The sequence below is a fragment of the Limnospira sp. genome, assembly GCF_051859755.1.
Taxonomy (GTDB): Bacteria; Cyanobacteriota; Cyanobacteriia; order Cyanobacteriales; family Microcoleaceae; genus Limnospira; species Limnospira fusiformis.
The window spans coordinates 40,448-58,287 of record NZ_JBIMLI010000014.1 but is presented as its reverse complement, the minus strand read 5'-3'; the positions used below and the strand labels follow the sequence as shown (position 1 = coordinate 58,287).

The 17,840-nt window shown below is 44.0% G+C and carries 16 protein-coding genes; 6 read left to right on the top strand and 10 right to left on the bottom strand.

Features of this window, described 5'->3' with window-relative positions; genetic code table 11:
* Window positions 1-278 precede the first annotated feature (278 nt).
* The 3 genes from ACTIE0_RS04445 (at window position 279) to phaB (ending at window position 5,595) form a co-directional block, all read left to right on the top strand.
* Window positions 279-3,455, top strand: coding sequence for a DEAD/DEAH box helicase (locus ACTIE0_RS04445; protein WP_006669502.1), 3,177 nt, complete (start codon window positions 279-281; stop codon window positions 3,453-3,455).
* A 199-nt stretch (window positions 3,456-3,654) separates the two neighbouring features.
* On the top strand, window positions 3,655-4,845 hold the full coding sequence (phaA, locus tag ACTIE0_RS04440; protein ID WP_006623601.1) for an acetyl-CoA acetyltransferase PhaA: 1,191 nt from the start codon (window positions 3,655-3,657) through the stop codon (window positions 4,843-4,845).
* Between the two features lie 27 nt (window positions 4,846-4,872).
* Complete coding sequence (gene phaB / locus ACTIE0_RS04435; protein WP_006623602.1) at window positions 4,873-5,595, top strand: acetoacetyl-CoA reductase PhaB; 723 nt, start codon at window positions 4,873-4,875, stop codon at window positions 5,593-5,595.
* Between the two features lie 535 nt (window positions 5,596-6,130).
* On the opposite strand, the gene ACTIE0_RS04430 is transcribed toward phaB, so the two are convergent.
* Window positions 6,131-6,751 carry a PQQ-binding-like beta-propeller repeat protein gene (locus tag ACTIE0_RS04430; protein WP_006669501.1) on the bottom strand — a complete coding sequence of 207 codons (621 nt, stop codon included), beginning with the start codon at window positions 6,749-6,751 and terminating at the stop codon, window positions 6,131-6,133.
* A gap of 162 nt (window positions 6,752-6,913) precedes the next feature.
* Window positions 6,914-7,399, bottom strand: coding sequence for an allophycocyanin subunit alpha-B (locus tag ACTIE0_RS04425; protein ID WP_006616661.1), 486 nt, complete (start codon window positions 7,397-7,399; stop codon window positions 6,914-6,916).
* Window positions 7,400-7,794: 395 nt separating this feature from the next.
* Between ACTIE0_RS04425 and rlmD the strand changes: the two genes are divergently transcribed.
* Complete coding sequence (gene rlmD, locus ACTIE0_RS04420) at window positions 7,795-9,180, top strand: 23S rRNA (uracil(1939)-C(5))-methyltransferase RlmD (protein WP_039933137.1); 1,386 nt, start codon at window positions 7,795-7,797, stop codon at window positions 9,178-9,180.
* Between the two features lie 164 nt (window positions 9,181-9,344).
* Here rlmD and ACTIE0_RS04415 read toward each other — a convergent pair whose 3' ends face one another.
* Genes ACTIE0_RS04415 through ACTIE0_RS04405 form a run of 3 tightly spaced genes read right to left on the bottom strand, consistent with a single transcriptional unit; the run spans window position 9,345 to window position 11,637 of the window.
* Entirely contained in the window at window positions 9,345-9,953 is a 609-nt protein-coding gene (locus tag ACTIE0_RS04415) for a hypothetical protein (RefSeq protein WP_006623607.1), read from the bottom strand.
* A gap of 2 nt (window positions 9,954-9,955) precedes the next feature.
* Window positions 9,956-11,059, bottom strand: coding sequence for a glycine oxidase ThiO (gene thiO / locus ACTIE0_RS04410; RefSeq protein ID WP_006623608.1), 1,104 nt, complete (start codon window positions 11,057-11,059; stop codon window positions 9,956-9,958).
* Between the two features lie 53 nt (window positions 11,060-11,112).
* Window positions 11,113-11,637 carry a hypothetical protein gene (locus tag ACTIE0_RS04405; protein ID WP_006669499.1) on the bottom strand — a complete coding sequence of 175 codons (525 nt, stop codon included), beginning with the start codon at window positions 11,635-11,637 and terminating at the stop codon, window positions 11,113-11,115.
* Between the two features lie 57 nt (window positions 11,638-11,694).
* Between ACTIE0_RS04405 and ACTIE0_RS04400 the strand changes: the two genes are divergently transcribed.
* Entirely contained in the window at window positions 11,695-11,949 is a 255-nt protein-coding gene (locus tag ACTIE0_RS04400) for a hypothetical protein (RefSeq protein WP_006623610.1), read from the top strand.
* Window positions 11,950-12,136: 187 nt separating this feature from the next.
* Window positions 12,137-12,337: a hypothetical protein gene (locus ACTIE0_RS04395; RefSeq protein WP_150105343.1), complete on the top strand. Its 201-nt coding sequence runs from the start codon at window positions 12,137-12,139 to the stop codon at window positions 12,335-12,337.
* Window positions 12,338-12,626: 289 nt separating this feature from the next.
* Here the strand turns inward: ACTIE0_RS04395 and ACTIE0_RS04390 are convergent, their stop codons facing one another.
* From ACTIE0_RS04390 to ACTIE0_RS04370, 5 genes are all read right to left on the bottom strand, one after another.
* Window positions 12,627-12,857 (bottom strand): FeoA family protein, encoded by a 231-nt coding sequence (locus tag ACTIE0_RS04390; protein WP_006623612.1) that lies wholly within the window; start codon window positions 12,855-12,857, stop codon window positions 12,627-12,629.
* A complete protein-coding gene (locus ACTIE0_RS04385; protein ID WP_006669497.1) occupies window positions 12,857-14,308 on the bottom strand; it encodes a ferrous iron transporter B in 1,452 nt (483 codons plus the stop codon). Before ACTIE0_RS04385 ends, ACTIE0_RS04390 begins: the two co-directional genes overlap by 1 nt.
* Window positions 14,232-14,900, bottom strand: a complete 669-nt coding sequence (locus ACTIE0_RS04380; RefSeq protein WP_006669496.1) for a FeoB small GTPase domain-containing protein — start codon at window positions 14,898-14,900, stop codon at window positions 14,232-14,234. The genes ACTIE0_RS04385 and ACTIE0_RS04380 overlap by 77 nt, the downstream gene beginning before the upstream one ends.
* 433 nt (window positions 14,901-15,333) lie before the next feature.
* Window positions 15,334-16,455 (bottom strand): SGNH/GDSL hydrolase family protein, encoded by a 1,122-nt coding sequence (locus ACTIE0_RS04375; RefSeq protein ID WP_006669495.1) that lies wholly within the window; start codon window positions 16,453-16,455, stop codon window positions 15,334-15,336.
* The gene (locus ACTIE0_RS04370; protein WP_006669492.1) at window positions 16,452-17,651 is read right to left on the bottom strand and encodes an alginate O-acetyltransferase AlgX-related protein; all 1,200 of its coding nucleotides are present in this window, start codon (window positions 17,649-17,651) and stop codon (window positions 16,452-16,454) included. The genes ACTIE0_RS04375 and ACTIE0_RS04370 overlap by 4 nt, the downstream gene beginning before the upstream one ends.
* Between the last annotated feature and the right edge of the window lie 189 nt (window positions 17,652-17,840).

Here is a 17,840-nt window from a genome sequence, read left to right as displayed (position 1 = left end):
TGAAGTCCTCACCGGGTAGTTATTTCGCCCATTTCAGCTCTATTTCATACCCGAAGGTCTCGCACCATACTTGGTATGGTAGCGCATCGCCCTAATTGGTTCAACTAATCTGCGATTAAATTAAGCTCTCGGATGTTGACACCTATTGTATATCACTTCTGGAAAGTTTGAACCAGAGCTAATATTTCTCGAAATTGGGCTAATTCTGAAGAACAGAGCGACCATAGCACGCGATCGCTTAGAATTTAACCGGTTGCTAGTAGATACTGGGGGGCAATATGGCTATTTTACATGGAACTTGGCGGATTAACCCGGACGATAGTTATGTCTTCATTTGGGGGGAAACTTGGCGGGGGGGTGGCGCACAACAGGACAACCCGTCGGAAATAGCGCCCTATAGTTTCGCTATGACCGAGGAGGAACTCTCCCAATGGTCTCTCGGGCAAGATATAGCCTTATCTAAACTCTCTCCCGAGACTATCACAGAAGCGATCCCCCTTCCCACCCATATTGACAGCCATACTGGTCATCTTACCCCCATTCATTCCGCCGCCACAGAAGCCGCAGAAGCCGCAGATATCTACCTGTATCCTTGGTTAGTTACCGGGTATCGGCTGAACCCCAGTGATGCTTTTGACCTGTTCGAGTCCTTACCTTTAGGTGCGATAGATTTAGACTGGTTAGGAGAGGATGTCCGGTTTTGGTCTCATGTAAACCGCTGGAGTTTAGACCTTCTGGCTAGGCGTAAATTTTTACCTGTGATTAGCGCCAGTGACTCAAAAGCGATCGCCCAATGGCAGCCCATTCTTGATAGTGCCACAGATCGCGCCCGCCTGTTAAAATTTGCTGGCTTAATGCCGACCGTTTGTAGAATGTCCGGTTTATCGCCCCTACAGCCACAGAAGGGCTCATCTATCTTTTCTGCCCTATTTTTGCCCGGAAGGGCTGAGGATTTGATATTAGGGGCTTTAGGGGCAATCATTGATTGCCAGGTGCGTCCTATTGCCCAAGAAGTCGAACGCAAAGCCTTAACTAATGTAGCCATTCTCACCCCTGTGGTTAGAATGTGGTTGCATGGTTTAGCCGATGATGCTGGCGGCTACATAGAAGCTGATACGGAGGAAATAGATACCCTCCAGACCAGCTTAGAGAATTGGATGTTTCCCCTCCAACAGTCTTTGGTCGAACAAACCCTATTTAGGGCGAGTTTTAGTCTGCAACCTCCCCAGGGAAAAACTAAAGACTGGCGTTTAGAATATGGTTTACAGGCTATTGATGACCCTGATTTTGTCGTTGAGGCGGCGACTATTTGGGAACACCCAGTTGAGGCTTTTATTTATCGGGAAAGGACGATTCGTTATCCCCAAGAAACTCTCCTGGCTGGTTTAGGATTAGCTTGTAAATTATATCCGCTGATGGAGAAGAGTTTGTCAGAAGCTAGTCCCCAGGGCGGCTGGCTCGAATCTGGTCAGGTTTATGAGTTTATTACTCGTGTAGCTTGGCGATTTAATGATAGTGGCTTGGGGGTCATTTTACCACCAGGATTAAGTAATCGTGAAGGTTGGGCGAGTCGTTTGGGTTTGCGGATTAAAGCAAATACTCCTAAGGGTAAAACTCAGGGTAAAATTGGCTTAAAAAGTCTGTTAAATTTTAAATGGGAGTTAGCCATAGGTGGTCAAAGTTTATCTAAGGCAGAATTTGACCGTTTGGTGGCAAAAAATAGTCCGCTAGTTGAGGTTAACGGTGAATGGGTCGAGTTGCGAGAACGAGACATTAAAGCCGCTCAGGCTTTTTTTGCGAGTCGGAAAGAACAGATGAATCTTTCTCTGGAAGATGCTTTGCGTTTATCTACTGGAGATACTCAAACTATTGAACGACTCCCTGTCGTTGATTTTGAAGCTGGAGGGAAGTTGGCGGACTTGTTAACTGCTTTAACTGATAATCGTACCATTGATGCGATCGCTACTCCCCCCACTTTTAAGGGAGAGTTAAGACCTTATCAAGCCCGAGGTGCGGGTTGGTTGAATTTTCTGCAAGAATGGGGTCTGGGTGCTTGTTTGGCTGATGATATGGGGTTGGGAAAAACCATAGAATTGATTGCTTTTTTGCTACATTTACAGCTACAAGAAAATCTGATAAATCCAGTTTTATTGGTTTGTCCTACCTCCGTTTTAGGGAACTGGGAACGGGAAGTTAAGAGGTTTGGACCCAGTTTAAATACCTTGGTTCATCATGGAGATAAACGAGCCAAAGGAAAGGCTTTTCCCCCGGCTATTAAAGGCAAAAACTTGGTAATTACTAGCTATGCTTTGACCTATCGAGACCAGTCCGAATTACAATCAGTAAAATGGCAGGGTGTGGTTTTAGATGAAGCGCAAAATATTAAAAATCCCGAAGCCAAACAATCGAAAACAGTCAAGACATTAGAGGCAGATTTTAAAATTGCTTTAACTGGAACTCCCGTAGAAAATCGGTTATCTGAGTTATGGTCAATTTTGGAGTTTTTGAATCCTGGTTATCTAGGACAACGACCATTTTTTCAGCGTCGCTTTGCTATTCCCATTGAAAAGTATGGGGATACTGAATCATTGCAAATTTTGCGATCGCTCGTACAACCTTTTATTCTGCGTCGCCTCAAAACCGATAAAGATATTATTCAAGATTTACCCGAAAAGCAAGAAAATAACGTATTTTGTTCTCTTTCCAAAGAACAGGCTAGTTTATATCAAAAGTTGGTAGATGAATCACTCTCAGAAATTGAATCTTCTACCGGGATACAAAGACGCGGGATGATTTTAGGATTATTGGTAAAATTAAAGCAGGTTTGTAATCATCCCTTATTATTAGGTGCGAAAACCAAAGCCAAGAAAGAATCGCCAACCCTAAACCCTAGCTATTCTGGGAAGTTGCAGCGTTTAAATGAAATGTTAGAGGAGTTAATATCAGAAGGCGATCGCGCTTTGATTTTCACCCAATTCGCCGAATGGGGTAAACTCTTAAAACCCTATTTAGAAGCCAAGTTAAATCGAGAAATCCTGTTTTTATATGGGGGAACGCGGAAACTTCAGCGAGAACAAATGGTCGATCGCTTTCAACAAGACCCCCAGGGACCTCCGGTGATGATTTTATCTCTCAAAGCTGGGGGAGTCGGTTTAAACCTAACCCGCGCTAACCATGTATTTCACTTTGACCGTTGGTGGAACCCAGCCGTAGAAAATCAAGCCACCGATAGGGTATTTCGGATTGGTCAAACTCGCAATGTACAAGTGCATAAATTTGTCTGTACCGGAACCTTAGAAGAAAAAATCCATGACCTCATAGAAAGTAAACAAGCCTTAGCCGAACAAGTAGTTAGTTCCGGCGAAGACTGGCTCACCGAAATGGATACCGACCAACTCAGAAACCTATTGATTTTAGACAGAAGTTCCATTATCGAAGAGTCCGAAGAAACCTAAACTTTCCTCCGTCCCCTCTCCGTCCCCTCAAACCAACAGACCTACCGCTGGACTTCTGGGTAATTCTCCATATTTTCCCCTACAAGTCCAGCATAAGTTAAAAAAACCTAACAAATTCCCTTCAGTTCAACAGCCAGTGATAGAGTACAACTGCAAAATTCGATGAATTAGTATCGAACTGGGTATTTTGGGAGGACTAATGACAGAAGTTTATATCGTCTCCGCCACACGCACCCCCCTAGGTAGGTTTGGGGGGGGGTTATCTGGATTTTCTCCGGCTGACCTAGGCGCTCATGCAATGAAAGCCGCACTGGCGAAAGCTGGGGTTTCCGGTGAAAACTTGGATCTTTATATTTTCGGAAATGTGTTGCGAGCAGGACACGGACAACTAATACCCCGTCAAGCTGCTTTGAAAGCAGGTATACCCGCTACAGTCGATGGATATGCCATTGATATGGTTTGTTCTTCTGCTATGATGAGTCTGATTAATGGCTGCTACACTATTAAAGCCGGAGAGGCTGATCTAGTGCTGGCAGGGGGGACTGAGTGTATGTCGCAAACGGGGTTCTTTTTGTCTCACCGCGCTAGGTGGGGTTATAAGTTCCTTATGGGAGCCCCAGAGCAGTTGATGGATATTCTGCTTTATGATGGTTTGACAGACTCTACTACCGGAGACGGTATGGGGGATGAAACTGAACGTTTGGCGGCTGAACATGGTTTCAGTCGTCAGGCTTTGGACGAGGTGGCTTTTTACTCCCAAAAACGCGCGGCGGAAGCTACCGAAAAGGGATTGTTTAAAAATGAAATCTCCCCCATTGAGGTGTCTAGCCGTAAGGGAACTCAGGTGATTGATACTGATGAGGGTATCCGCGCTGAGACTACTTTGGAAAGTTTGGCTAAGTTGCGTCCAGCTTTTCAGAAAGATGGGGTCTTGACTGCTGGGAATAGTTCCCAAATTTCTGATGGTGCGGCGGCGATTATTTTGGCTAGTGAGGCTGCTGTACAAAAGTATGGCTTGAAACCTCTGGCTAAAGTGCTGGGAGGCGCTTGGGCTGGTGGTGAAAGTTGGCGGTTTCCAGAAGTGCCGATTTTCGCTACTCAGAAATTACTGGGTCGCCTGAAAATGTCGGTTAATGATTTCGATTTGTTTGAAAATAACGAGGCTTTTGCTGTTAGTACCTTGTTATTTGATAAAATGTTGGGGGTCTCTCAAGATAAGTTGAATGTTAATGGTGGGGCGATCGCTCTCGGACACCCTATTGGCGCTTCCGGTTCCCGCATTGTTGTGACTTTACTTAATGCTTTGGAACAACATGATAAGAGTTTGGGTCTCGCCGCTTTGTGTCATGGTACTGGTGGCGGTACGGCTTTTGCTATTGAGCGTGTCTAGTTTTTTCGGTTTTTTTAAGGAGGATAAATGGTTTCTTTAGGACTTGAGGATAAGGTGATTATTGTCACTGGCGGCGCACGGGGTATCGGCGCGGCTATTGTGAAGTTATTGGTCGAGTTTGGCGCGAAAGTTGCATCTATTGATGTCATTGACGGGGAAACTCCCCCAGGTGGACTGGCGCTTAAAGCTGATGTCACTAAGTTGGACAGTATGGAGTCCGCTGCTAAGGAAATTGGCGAGAAGTTGGGGACTGTTTATGGTGTCGTCGCTAATGCTGGTATTACCCGCGATAATTTCTTTACTAAGTTGACTGATGAAGATTGGGATCAGGTTATTGCTGTTAACCTTAAAGGGGTGAAAAATACCATTCAGCCTTTTATTCAAGGTATGTATGACCAGAATGCTGGCTCTATCGTCGCTATTAGCTCTATCTCAGGCGATCGCGGTAATGCTGGACAAACTAATTATGCTTCCACTAAAGCTGCTGTCATTGGGATGATGAAATCTATCGCACGGGAAGGCGCTCGTTTTAATGTCCGCGCTAATGCGATCGCACCCGGTTTTATTAATACCGAAATGACTCAAAAAATCCCTGATAAAGTCCGCGATAAAATTACCGCAGAAATTCCTTTCCGGCGTTTTGGTGAACCTGAAGATATCGCCTGGGCTGTCGCTTTTTTACTCTCTCCTGTCGCTAGTAGTTATGTCACCGGAGAGGTATTGCGTGTTAATGGCGCTCACCATACCTAGGCTTTTCATCGCGGTTAGCTACTCCTAAATGGCGGCGGGTTTATTAGTCGGATTTCCGTTTTTCAAAACCTCCACTATAACCCGCCACTCCATAATCCCCATAATTCGCGATCGCTTGTTCAAAACTCACACTATGTTAAGTTTTGTAAACAAAAATTAATAAATGTTGCGAAAAATTTTTTTTGGCGGGGTTGCTTGCTTTTGTCGCTGAATCGTGGTATTATATTAGATAATCGGAGTATTGACATTTTTTTTATTTTTGCAAATATCCAATTATTTAAGAATATGTCAATATTGTACCACTACTCCCCGCCACCTGTCAACCCTATTTCCGAATTAATTATTAATTGTAGGGGCGCGCCTCTGCTGTAAATTCTCAATTCCCCACGACCAGAGCTATAAACCCGCCCTACCCCAGCGGGGAATTACAGGGGAAGGGGGAAGGGGGAAGGTGCGTCAGTTGATAATTATCCGGTTCTCATCGCCATAGTCGGGGGGTCTGACGCACCCTAAAGTCGGGTGATCAATTATCCCGTTAAGAAGCCTCAGACGGACGTATCCATAAACGATTATCAGAAGTAGCAGCAAACAATTTCCCTTCACTAGCAGCCATAGCCACCACATTATTAGCATGACCAATTTGCTGCCAGATCAAATCCTCGTGGACAGTATCGCGCATCCAGAGATTATTGTCAGAAGTAGCAGCATAAAGTTTTCCACCCGTAGCAGTTAATCCCACCACATTATTAGCATGACCAATCTCGACCCAAGGAATATCCTCAGTATTGACCTCCCGAGTCAATAACTTATTATCCGAAGTAACGGCATAGAGATTACCGTCACTGGCGGTCATGGCTATCACCTTCTCAGCCTGACCAATCTTATCCCATTTGATATCCTCAGCCACCCCTTCACGGACCCAGAAGGAGCCATCTTGGGTAGCAGCAAATAACATATTATTAGCGGCAGCCATAGCGACAGCCTGATTAGCCTGACCAATCACCTGCCAGTTAATATCCCCAGGGACAGCCACCCTAATCCACAACTTATAATCTTGAGTAATTGCATAAAGGGCACCATCCATGGCAGCCATAGCGACCACATAGTTAGCATGACCGATGTGTTCCCAATTTATCTCTGTTCTATTAATACTCATTAACACCGACTCCTTCAGTTTTAAAGATCTGATGGCAGACCCATCATAGCCAAATAATTAACAAAATCAACCCCATGCCGACCCTGGGATGCGATCGCCCAACAATAGCCTTTAGACATGGGGTTGTTTGTGCCTATAGCCAAAAACCCAAACAATCCCTAGTTAGGACATAGCTTGGATAATAAAGTCAAAGTAAGGGGCTGCCTCCTTAGCATCTTCATCATCCAAAAGCGCCAGAGATGCTTCCTTGAGGCAACGGATAGCCTCTACCATTCCCGGCATAGGAACACCCAGAGAATTGTACATTTCCTTAACCCCAATCAAGCCAATGCTTTCAATAGGATCTTTATCTCCAGACAGAATGCCATAGGTAATTACACGCAGATACCAGCCATAGTCCCGCAAACACAAGGAACGTTCCCGCTGTCCAGCGGCATTACCACCGGGGGCAATAAAATCTGGGCGCTTCTTCCACAGTTGTGCACTAGCACGGTCAACAATCTTTTTTTCGTTTTCGGTAAGTGTATCGACAATCCGCAACCTTTGCTCACCAGTTTTCAAGAAATCACTAATATTCTTGAGTTCCCCAGTGGTCGGGTAACGGAGTTCATCGTCGGCCTTGAGAATAACTTGGCTTACTACAGTCATCGTTTTTCAAACAGATAAACAATAATTTCCGGTCGAGATAGCCTTGACAGCCTACCCCCCTATTGAGAATGGTACATTAAAGTTTCCCCTCATACCGATCCTAGTCTAAATGCTGGGGGTTATCGGTACGGCTTATGCTTACTAGTATTATTCAGGTTGACCCACTGATATATTCTGGCGATCGCATCATGAACAGATTGTCCCGGTCTGAGGGAGTCGTTAACTCGCGCTTTCCCATAAGGCTTCCCCTAATGGCTCTCAGACCACTAACATTAAGTAGTTTAGCGATTCAGGACTACAGAGGGCTACAGACACCAACCGAAAAAACGCTTATCCTACGAAAAAGCCTCCCAGAGGTTTTCACCTGCTCATTTCACACTATCGGATTTAAAAGTATGGCAACTTGGCAGCAAGGTCAACAGATAGAAGTCTCAATTACAGATTTAGCAGAAGGCGGAAACGGAGTCGGACGATATCAAGACCGAGTTGTGTTTGTCCCAGATACGGTCCCAGGCGATCGCGCTTTGGTCAGACTCACACGGGTTAAGTCTAAATACGCAGAAGCCAAAATACTTAAACTGATCACAACGTCATCATCCCGTATCCGTCCCCATTGCATTGTTGCTGACAAATGTGGGGGCTGTCAGTGGCAGCATATAGATTATGATTTCCAACTAGAAGCCAAAAGGGGTTTAGTAGTTAATGCGTTAACCAAAATGGGGGGATTTATAGAACCACCAGTAGCCCCAGTTTTGCCCTCCCCTCAATCTTTAGCCTATCGCAATAAAGTTACCTATCCCCTACGATTATCTTCTACAGGTCAGGTACAAGCTGGATATTATCAAAAGGGGAGCCATCGGTTAATTAATTTGAATCAGTGTCCGGTGCAAGATCAGCGCCTCAATCCTTTATTGGCTAACATTAAACAGGATATCCAAAATCGCGGGTGGCTGGTTTATGATGAACAACAACACACTGGCACTATCCGCCATCTTTCTTTTCGCATAGGGCGGCGCACCGGGGAAATTTTGCTCACTCTTGTAGTCAAAGATAATAAGTTACCACAACTTAAAGAACAGGCTGATATCTGGCTACAGCAATATCCACAATTGGTGGGAGTTTGTCTTAATATCAATAGCGATCGCACTAATGCTATCCTTGGCAAAAATACCCATTGTCTCATCGGCAAACCTTATATACATGAGATATTTGCTGATTTAAAGTTGCGCTTGACTTCGGACAATTTCTTTCAAGTCAATACGGAAGCGGCGGAATCTCTGTTATCAGCTATTTCCTCGGAGTTGAATTTGCAGGGTCACGAAATTCTAGTAGATGCTTACTGTGGTATCGGCACGTTTACTCTACCCCTAGCAAAACAATTAGGACAGAATTTCCCCCCAGGAGAAATTAGGGCGATCGGTTTGGAGTCCCAAGCTGGGGCGGTAGAACAAGCTATTTCTAATGCTGATTTAAATGATATTAATCATGTAGAGTTTCGCGTCGGTAACGTCCAAAAACTCTTGCCAGAAATACCATTTCAGCCAGATATAGTTGTGCTAGATCCACCCCGACAAGGATGCGATCGCACTGTTATTCAAACTCTCTTAAATCTACAGCCTCAACGCATTGTTTATATCAGTTGTCGTCCCGTTACTTTGGCACGAGATTTACAACTACTCTGCGAAAACGGCATTTATCAACTCACCAAAGTACAACCTGCCGATTTTTTCCCACAAACCTCCCATGTTGAATGTGCAGCCTTTTTGACTCTTAGTCACTAATCTAACTCATGCCCAAAAACTCCTCCCACCCCTTCCTGTCTCTCTCTGATTAATTCCCAAATTTACTATTGACATATTATGCGACTTGACCTATAATAGTATCATGGGAAAATGTGGGCGCATATATATGGCTGTACTGGCTAGGGCAGCCCAGAGGGGTCAATCTATTGCCTAATTCTGACTTGAGTCCAAAACAGTTGCATAAGACCAACTCCAGTGAGACCAGCAACTATAGTCCAGGAGAGGGTCAAGCCAATAACATCTCCCAAGAAAAAGCCTGTCAACTGTCGCAAAATGCCACCTAATAGCCACCCTATAGGTAATCCCACACTCCAACACACAACACTAGCGACGACCCAGCGACGACCCCAAAATACGGACTCTCGCAAAGCCCACCATTGAAACAGTCCCAACGCCACACCGACCTTGAATCCTTCTATGACCCCATAAAACAGACGGAGAAACAGGTTAAGGGTCCGCGGTGCCATCCAACCCATAGCACCCATAGGAGTTAACCCCATTAAACACCAAGCGATCGCACTAACGAAAATCCAACGCCAGGGGTAAGAAATATGGTGACGGAGGACAAACCATTGCGCGCCGCCAACACTCAACCCACCAACAACTCCGACCAACCAATTAACATCAGGACGTTCTCCCACTTCTATCCATAGCAAACTGACCAGAAACCCAGCCACAGTGACAGCGACCCACTGGACCAAAAATCGGCTTTCAGCTTTAACCAGGGAAACGGACTGACACAGCCACCACATAATTAGCTAGAAAAGCGATCCCAGCAGAAGTATTCTAGTAGAGGGTCTGATTTGTCATAGCATACCAAATCAGCAATTAATTCAGCGGTAATAGGGGCTAGTAAAATACCATTACGGTGATGACCTGTAGCTAGGGTTAAATTCTCAAAGGGACTCCTACCCAAGATAGGTAATTCGTCGGGGGTGGTAGGGCGAAAACCGGACCAAAATTCCTCAATGGGAAACTCTGCGAGTCCGGGATAAAGTCGGGTAGCCTCTGAGAGGAGAGTATTTATTCCTTTGGGGGTGAGACTCTTGTGAAAGCCGACATTTTCAGCGGTAGCCCCCAGGACGATTAAACCATCACGACGAGGTACAATATAAATACCAGACCCAAATAGAACCTGTTTTAGGGGTAGTTGGGAAATATCACTAGGGACTCGCAGTGATAACATTTGACCTTTTATGGGGTATACTGGGATAGGTAGGATTTGACCTGACCAAGCTCCGGCTGCGAGAATGTAGTGGGAAGCGACGATCGCTCCTTGGTTAGTGTTGATTTGCTTGATTTTATTAGTGGTGGTGGCGATTTCTTGGACCTCTACACCATCCCTGATTTGGATGCCTAATTGTTGGCTGGCATGAATTAGCGATCGCATTAATAGGCGGCGGTTGTCAACTTGACCATCTTGTGGAAACCACCATCCTCCAACCACTTCTGAAGTTAAACCGGGTTGTTGAGTGATCAGCTGATCAGCTTCTAGCCAGATAGCGGGACTTTCAGGAGTTTGTGGTAGTTGTGTTTGGTGGGGATATTGGTAAACGGGGGCGAGAATACCACAAGGCCAATAACCGGTATCTAAGCCAGTGAGGTCTTGAATTTGTCTAGTCCAAGGTTGATAAAGCGATCGACTACGGAGGGCTAAATCAAGCAGAGGACTTGGGGGAATTCTTTCCGCCTGGGGTGCTAACATCCCCGCCGCCACATATCCCGCCGCCTCTTGAGTATTGCGGCTACAGACGGTGACAGTTGCGCCTCGCCATTGGAGAGCGATCGCCACAGATAACCCAATAATACCACCACCTATAACAATTATATCACTTTTTTGATGACTTGAGGTAATCATTGTTAGTCACAAATTCTGAATTATGAATTAATTTAGGTAGATCAATGTGGGTCTCAATTTTTTTTCTTGTTGTTGGGGGTGTCGGTTTGAGGAGGGGAGTGGCTGTCAGAAGACTTTAGGGCTTCATCTAAAACCATTCTAGCAGCTTCAGCATGGCTACGCGCTTCCCGGTAGCGGAGGTTAGCGACCGCAAAATTTTTCAAAGCCTTAAACCCTTCTTTGAGGTCAGTAATTTCTTCCATGGTGGTAGTTTGGTCACTAAAGAGGATATCAATTTGGTCACGGGCTTTTAGGGCTTCTTCGCGAGACTCCATCATTTTTAACTTGAGTGAAGCGAGGTTGCTAAGGGTCTGGACAGCTTCCGTGACAGCATCTTCTTCTCCAGTAGTTGCCATAGAGGTTTCCTTAACCTCCACAAACTGCTCTGGACCAAAGCCATCTTCCAACTCAGTGGGTAATTTTCCATCATCCATAAGTTCCATAAGTTTATCCATAGCCTGGTCACGGGCTTTAGGGGAGTCTTTACCCCGGACAGACAGGATAATTTCTGGACTTTGGGGGAGGGTGTAGCGAACCATATTGACACAGATTGCCTAGAATGACTATTTAGATAAATATTTTAGCAGAATCCGAACATGAAAGAACAAGTTATTCTCTGGTTGAACCGCCTTTTGGTAGCTGATGTGTTTTTGGTGTTATTGAGTTTCCTATGGTTGGCGATCGCTGTTTTGGGTAAATCTATGGGGGTTAACCTGGGATTAGAACTTTGGTATCAACTCTGGGAACCTGTTTTCACTCCGGCGATCGGTCTATTGATGGCGGGTGCGTTACTAATCGGGGCTATGAATCAAATCTCTAAATGGTTAGTACGTCCTGACTCCCAATCATAATCTATCATCCCCCTAAACAGTTAATGATTAATAGTCGATAGTTGACTCTCCCAATTATCGACTTTCTCTTTTACCGATACTCTCCCAACTTCCGACTTCTAAAAACCGCGACCTTTTCAAGTCAACGGGGAAACTCCTATGTGGGTAGGTTATATTTTACCGACTTCCCCAACTTGCGACTTTCTGTTTGAGGAAAACTCTCCCAACTTCCGACTTCACCAAACCGCGACCTTTTCAAGTCAAGCTGAAAACTCCTATGTGGGTAGGTTATATTTTACCGACTTCCCCAACTTCCGACTTTCTGTTTGAGGGAGACTCTCCCCAATTACGACTTCACCAAACCGCGACCTTTTCAAGTCAAGCTGAAAACTCCTATGTGGGTAGGTGATATTTGACAGACTTCCCCGACTTCCCACTTCGGAAAACCGCGACCTTTTCAAGTCAAGCTGAAAACTCTTATGTGGGTAGGTGATATGAGAGTAACTCTCCCGACTGGTGACTTTCCGTTTGAGGGAGACTCTCCCAACTTCCCACTTCGGAAAACCGCGACCTTTTCAAGTCAACGGGGAAACTCCTATGTGGGTAGGTGATATGAGGGTAACTCTCCCAACTGGTGACTTTCTATTTGAGGGAGAGTCTCGGACCTGTGAGGGTTGAGAAGATGAACTGACATAGGTTTAGGGTGATGCTTTAACCTCGACAAAAATAGTTTTAGCTGTTTCGGTATCTAAAGCGACCCGTGAACGTCCGATTTTGATAACATAGGAGGGAAAACGTTGCTCTAAAAATAGAGGTACTCCTGGCATAACTCCCATAGCAAAGAGTTTATGTAGGATAGTGTCCTGTTGGGTTTTAATCTCGACAACGATCGCATCTACCCTCAGATCCAAACTCACGAGAGAAATCATTAAAAATTCACCCCAACCAGGTCCAGTAAAAAATTCGCACCATATCCCATGGTAAAAGCAAAAGGTATAATCAATGCTACCATAATCAGAGTAATTTTCAAACCTTGTTCTTTAACCATTACCTGAAACTGCGCCACACAGGGGAGAAACAGAGTCAAAACTATGGCGGTAACTACTAATTGATTACCTGTTAATATACCAGTTTGAGTTAAATCAAAAAGTCCCGCCGCGCCATAATCACGACGAAAGAAACCATAGAGGAAAATAGGTGCGACTTCTCGAGGTAGTCCCAAGGCTAAAGTAATGGGTTCCAATAAACCAACCAACCAGTTAAAGACTCCGGTTAAATGACCAATCCAAATAAACACGGAAACCCAAATAAATAGGGGGACTATTTCCCAAAAATATCCCTTCATACGCAGATAGGTTTTGATGAGGATATTCTGTAACTTGGGTATTCTCAAAGGGGGAACTTCCATATAAAATTCGGATCTATTTCCGGGAATAATCCGAGAAGTTAATGCGCCGACTATTAGAAAAACGGAGAGGATAAATCCCCCCCAAATTAATAGGGCTGTTGGTTTCATGGAAAGCAGTCCTAAAATCACGCCCCACTGGGCGGCACAGGGAACAGCTAGGGCGAGGAGAAAAATGGTAATCATCCTCTCCCGACGAGTTTCTAGGGTGCGGGTGACGACAGTTGCCATAGTATCACATCCTAAGCCTAATACCATGGGAATTACCGCCCTTCCTGATAAGCCTATTATCTTAAATAACTGATCTAACATGAGAGATAGCCGGGGTAAATATCCACTATCTTCTAATAGGGAAAACATGAGAAAATAAGTCCCTACTACGGGTAAAACAATAGCGATCGCATAACGAACTCCTAGAGTAATAATACCATAATCATTAGCCAATAAATCCTGGAATATCTCTAGGGGAATTACGGCGGCTACGAAAGCATCTACCCTGGGATTAATATAGGTTTCAAAACCGCCTTCAATTAGGTCTACTAGAGTCCCCGCGCCAAACTCACCGACAAATTTATAAACGCCGAAATATAGGATGATTAAAAGTAGAGGAAACCCGGTAATCGGATTAACTGTAATCTGGTGCAATTTTTCGGCTAGGTCTGAGGTGTCGGAGGCTGATTCGGTTAAGACTTCTTTTTCAATATTCCCGGCTTTTTCTTGTCGGGTAATGGCGATCGCACGACTAATAGGAACATCAAGACTGACCTGGGCTTCCATAATAGCCAGATCGTATTCTTCCCGATAGGGGCTGGTTTTTATGGTCTCCAAAAATTGGGGATCTCGCTGCAAAATTAGTAGGGCTAAACTTCTATGGGAGAGGGTATAGGAGGGGAGACTATTATCTTTCAATAACAGAGATTCGATGTGAGCGATCGCTATTTCTATGGTCGGAGGATACACTACTGGACTCAACATAATCTACTACCTTGGTTTTTAATTCTTGAACTCCAATATTATGGGCTGCAGCCATTAACACTACGGGAATACCTAGCTTTTCCTCTAAGTCTTCAGCATTGATTTTAATACCAAGATGGTCGGCTTCGTCAATCAGATTAACTGCTAATAAAACTGGTAATCCGGCTTCTAGTAATTGTAGGGTTAGGTTTAGCATTCTCCCTAAATGTTGGGCATTTACTACATGAATGACCAAATCTATCCCCCTAGTCATCAATAGGTCTCGACCGACTTTTTCTTCTTCGGTAATGGGTAAGAGAGAATACATCCCTGGGGTGTCTATAATGGCGATCGCTTTGTCTCCAATTATCATGTCTCCTGTGGAAATATCTACGGTGGTTCCCGGATAGTTGGAAACTGTGGCATAATGGCTAGTTAGGGCATTAAATAATACGCTTTTTCCCACATTCGGAGAACCCACTAGGGCGACTGTAGGCTTATTTGACACCGCCGAGAAATGGCGATCGCTTTTCGGTCTCCACCACTTCCACCAATGTCTCGGTGAGCTAGACGTTTTACCTGAACAGTTTTTAGAGCAGTAATTACAACTCATGTAGATTATTAGTAATAATTTACTTTTATTTAATCCATGAATTATAGAATATCACTACAATATCGTCAATCACAAAAATTCCCGGTTTCTGGCTATAAAACATAATCTAGGATTATCTAAACATGGTTTTAGATACAAACATTAAATCATTCTGTAAATTTTGGGATGATAATGGTTCTCATTATCGCAGAAAATCTGACGAGAGAATCGGTACTTGACAAGCCCCAATGTTAATGATAGAGTGGAATCTATAGGTTATGCTCCTCTTGGTGTGGGTTATGTCAGCTACAAGAGAGATTATAGGAACCCAAAGCCAGTAAAGCCGTAGTGACATTGACCAATTTCGGGAATAGAGACTCGAGAAGATTTCGCCGCGATGCACGAGTATTTTTTAGGCCAAAATTAGGGGGCTTGACAAAATTCCACATTTATGCTAATCCCCGTCAGAGTTGAAGTGGTGAGTAAGTAGATGTTTGGTAATTAATTCCGCCGCCAATGCGTTTCCGGCGATATTCCAGTGGCTGTCATTAGGTCGGTAGAGTCGGGTAGTCTGGGAAACCTGCCTAAAATCATCTAATAAGTCGATATAGTTGATATTGTATTGAGAAAGGCGATCGCGTAGGAGGCGGTTAGGGTGATCAAAATCCAAACCTTGGGGGTCATCAGGCTTGAGGATATCAATAACTTGGGATTGTAATTGTTTATTGACTTGTACCTCGCTAGGAATAATCACAATGGTTAGGTCAATATTTCGATAATCGCAAATCTCCTTAATGCGGCGAATATCCGCCATAGCGTCTTCAAAAAACCCTAGGAAAATGCCGTCCCTTGTCCTAATATCAAACATACGACTTAGGTTAGAAACCTGTTCAAGATAGGACTCATCAGTTAAGGTGGGGTGGTCGTCTTTATATTCGAGGTTATTGGGGTTATAGACAGTCCCTTCAAACTGAGTTTGGAGTTTAATCAAAGATTGTAAAAAGGCGACGGTATAGAAGGTGTGCTTATTTCTATCGAGGGAAGTTAGGTGATTGTCGATAAAATCATTACCAATATAAAAGGATAGGAGGATTTTATCAGGATTAAGCACTAACCCTTCATTAATCAATAAAGCCAAATAGGCGGCGGGTCCTAAGCCAGGAATTCCCATATTGATCACTTCGATATTTTTATCTTGGCTGTTTAGCTGTTTCTCAATCAAGGTTAAATAATTATAGTGATAGGGAACTATTCCAAAGGCGAAGGAATCACCAATTCCCAACATTCGATAAATACCCTCCGGTTTTGCTTGGGTAAATTCCACATCTTTAAAGCCATGGGAGTTTAGTTGAAAGTCAAAATCTTGGGCGTGGGGTCTTCCTCGCCAACGATTATATGAACGGTTATAGAAAACAAATGTGGGATTAATTCTGTGATAAATCCTGAAGGTAGCCTCGGTTAGCAGAAATGTAATTCCCGCGATAATTAAGGTTTGGCTAAAAAATTTACAAACTGGGTTATTAACAATGGCTTTTATCGGTAATTTTGGGGAAATGTTTAACTTGTATTGGTTCATTTTTCCTCGGGTGCGAATACGGAGTCGGTAATTTTAACTAAGTGTTCAAACAAGATATCTTTAGCCAGTTGGTTTCCGTGGGAGTTCCAATGGGGTTCTTGGAATAGATAGAGATGGCGGTTTTGTTGTTCTACTCTAAATCTAGGAGTGAGGTCAATATAGGGAATGTTGTTTGACTCCAAATGGGAGATGAGGATATTTTGCTGACAGGTAATGTCATAATCATCTAAGTTTAGGTAAAAGGTAGACTGGAGTTGATTTAACAAGTGGTCGTTAACCTGGTATTCGTCGGGATAGATAGCCACGATAAACTTAATGTTCCTGGCTTGGAGAATGGCATTCATTTCTGAGATGCTATCCAAGATATAGTTAATGTTAGCATCACGATCGCCATTTTGTAGCTTCTCGATATTGCAGAAACTCATCCGACCACGTTCTACATCCAGAAATTTCTCCAGGGACAGAATACCTGGGGATGTTTCGGGTTCGTCTAAGGCGATCGCCTCGGTAGTCGCCACTAACTGACTCTGGGGGAGTTGATGGGACTGTTGAGACCTAGCGGCTTCTCGAAAGATTTTATATTTTTGTTGAATAAACAATAAGAGTCGTGATTTAGGAATAATCGGATAGCCAAATATTATTAACTCCTGACGGCGGTCAATATCAATGTAAAGGTCGTTCACAATAATTCGTTTTCGATAGGGGTCAGCATCAACAAAATCATTCCCCACAAAAAAACCCAAGACGACTAAATGGGGATTATACTGCAATCCATATTTTTTCAATAAGGCTAGTTGTTCGGCGGTATGGGTTCCGGGATATCCAGCATTAATGACATCGACTTGATGCTGTCCGTAATGTTCCCGAAATTGGTTTTCTAATAAAGCGGTATAGTTGCCTTGTTGACCACCAGCCCAATTAAAAGAGTCGCTGAGAATGAGCATCCGAAATATATCAGGATCTGGTTGGAGGGGATAGTCTCGGTCATTGAAGCCAAATTGATTATTACCGTTAGCATGACCTCGAATTTTAAACCCCATATCAGGGTCGTATTGATAGAGTCCGCGAAATAAATAGGGTTCGGAGACAATCATGATTACTTCTACTAAGAAGAACGGTAGAATTGTCCAGCAAAACAGTAGGAGTAAAATTTGCCGCCAGGGGGGTAATTTTACAGATGGTAATAATTTTTTCATGAAGTCTTATGGATTTACTTCCTCGGATGATTGATTAGGATAGCAGTCCCGACGGATATTGTCCATACCTATCTCTGATGGATAACTGGGAATAGGGAGGGGCATGGTTTGGGAGTAGAAATACTTGATAATAGTGTAATCAAAAGGCAGAAGGGAAATGGGCGGATGATGTGGAGTTGATAAATAGGC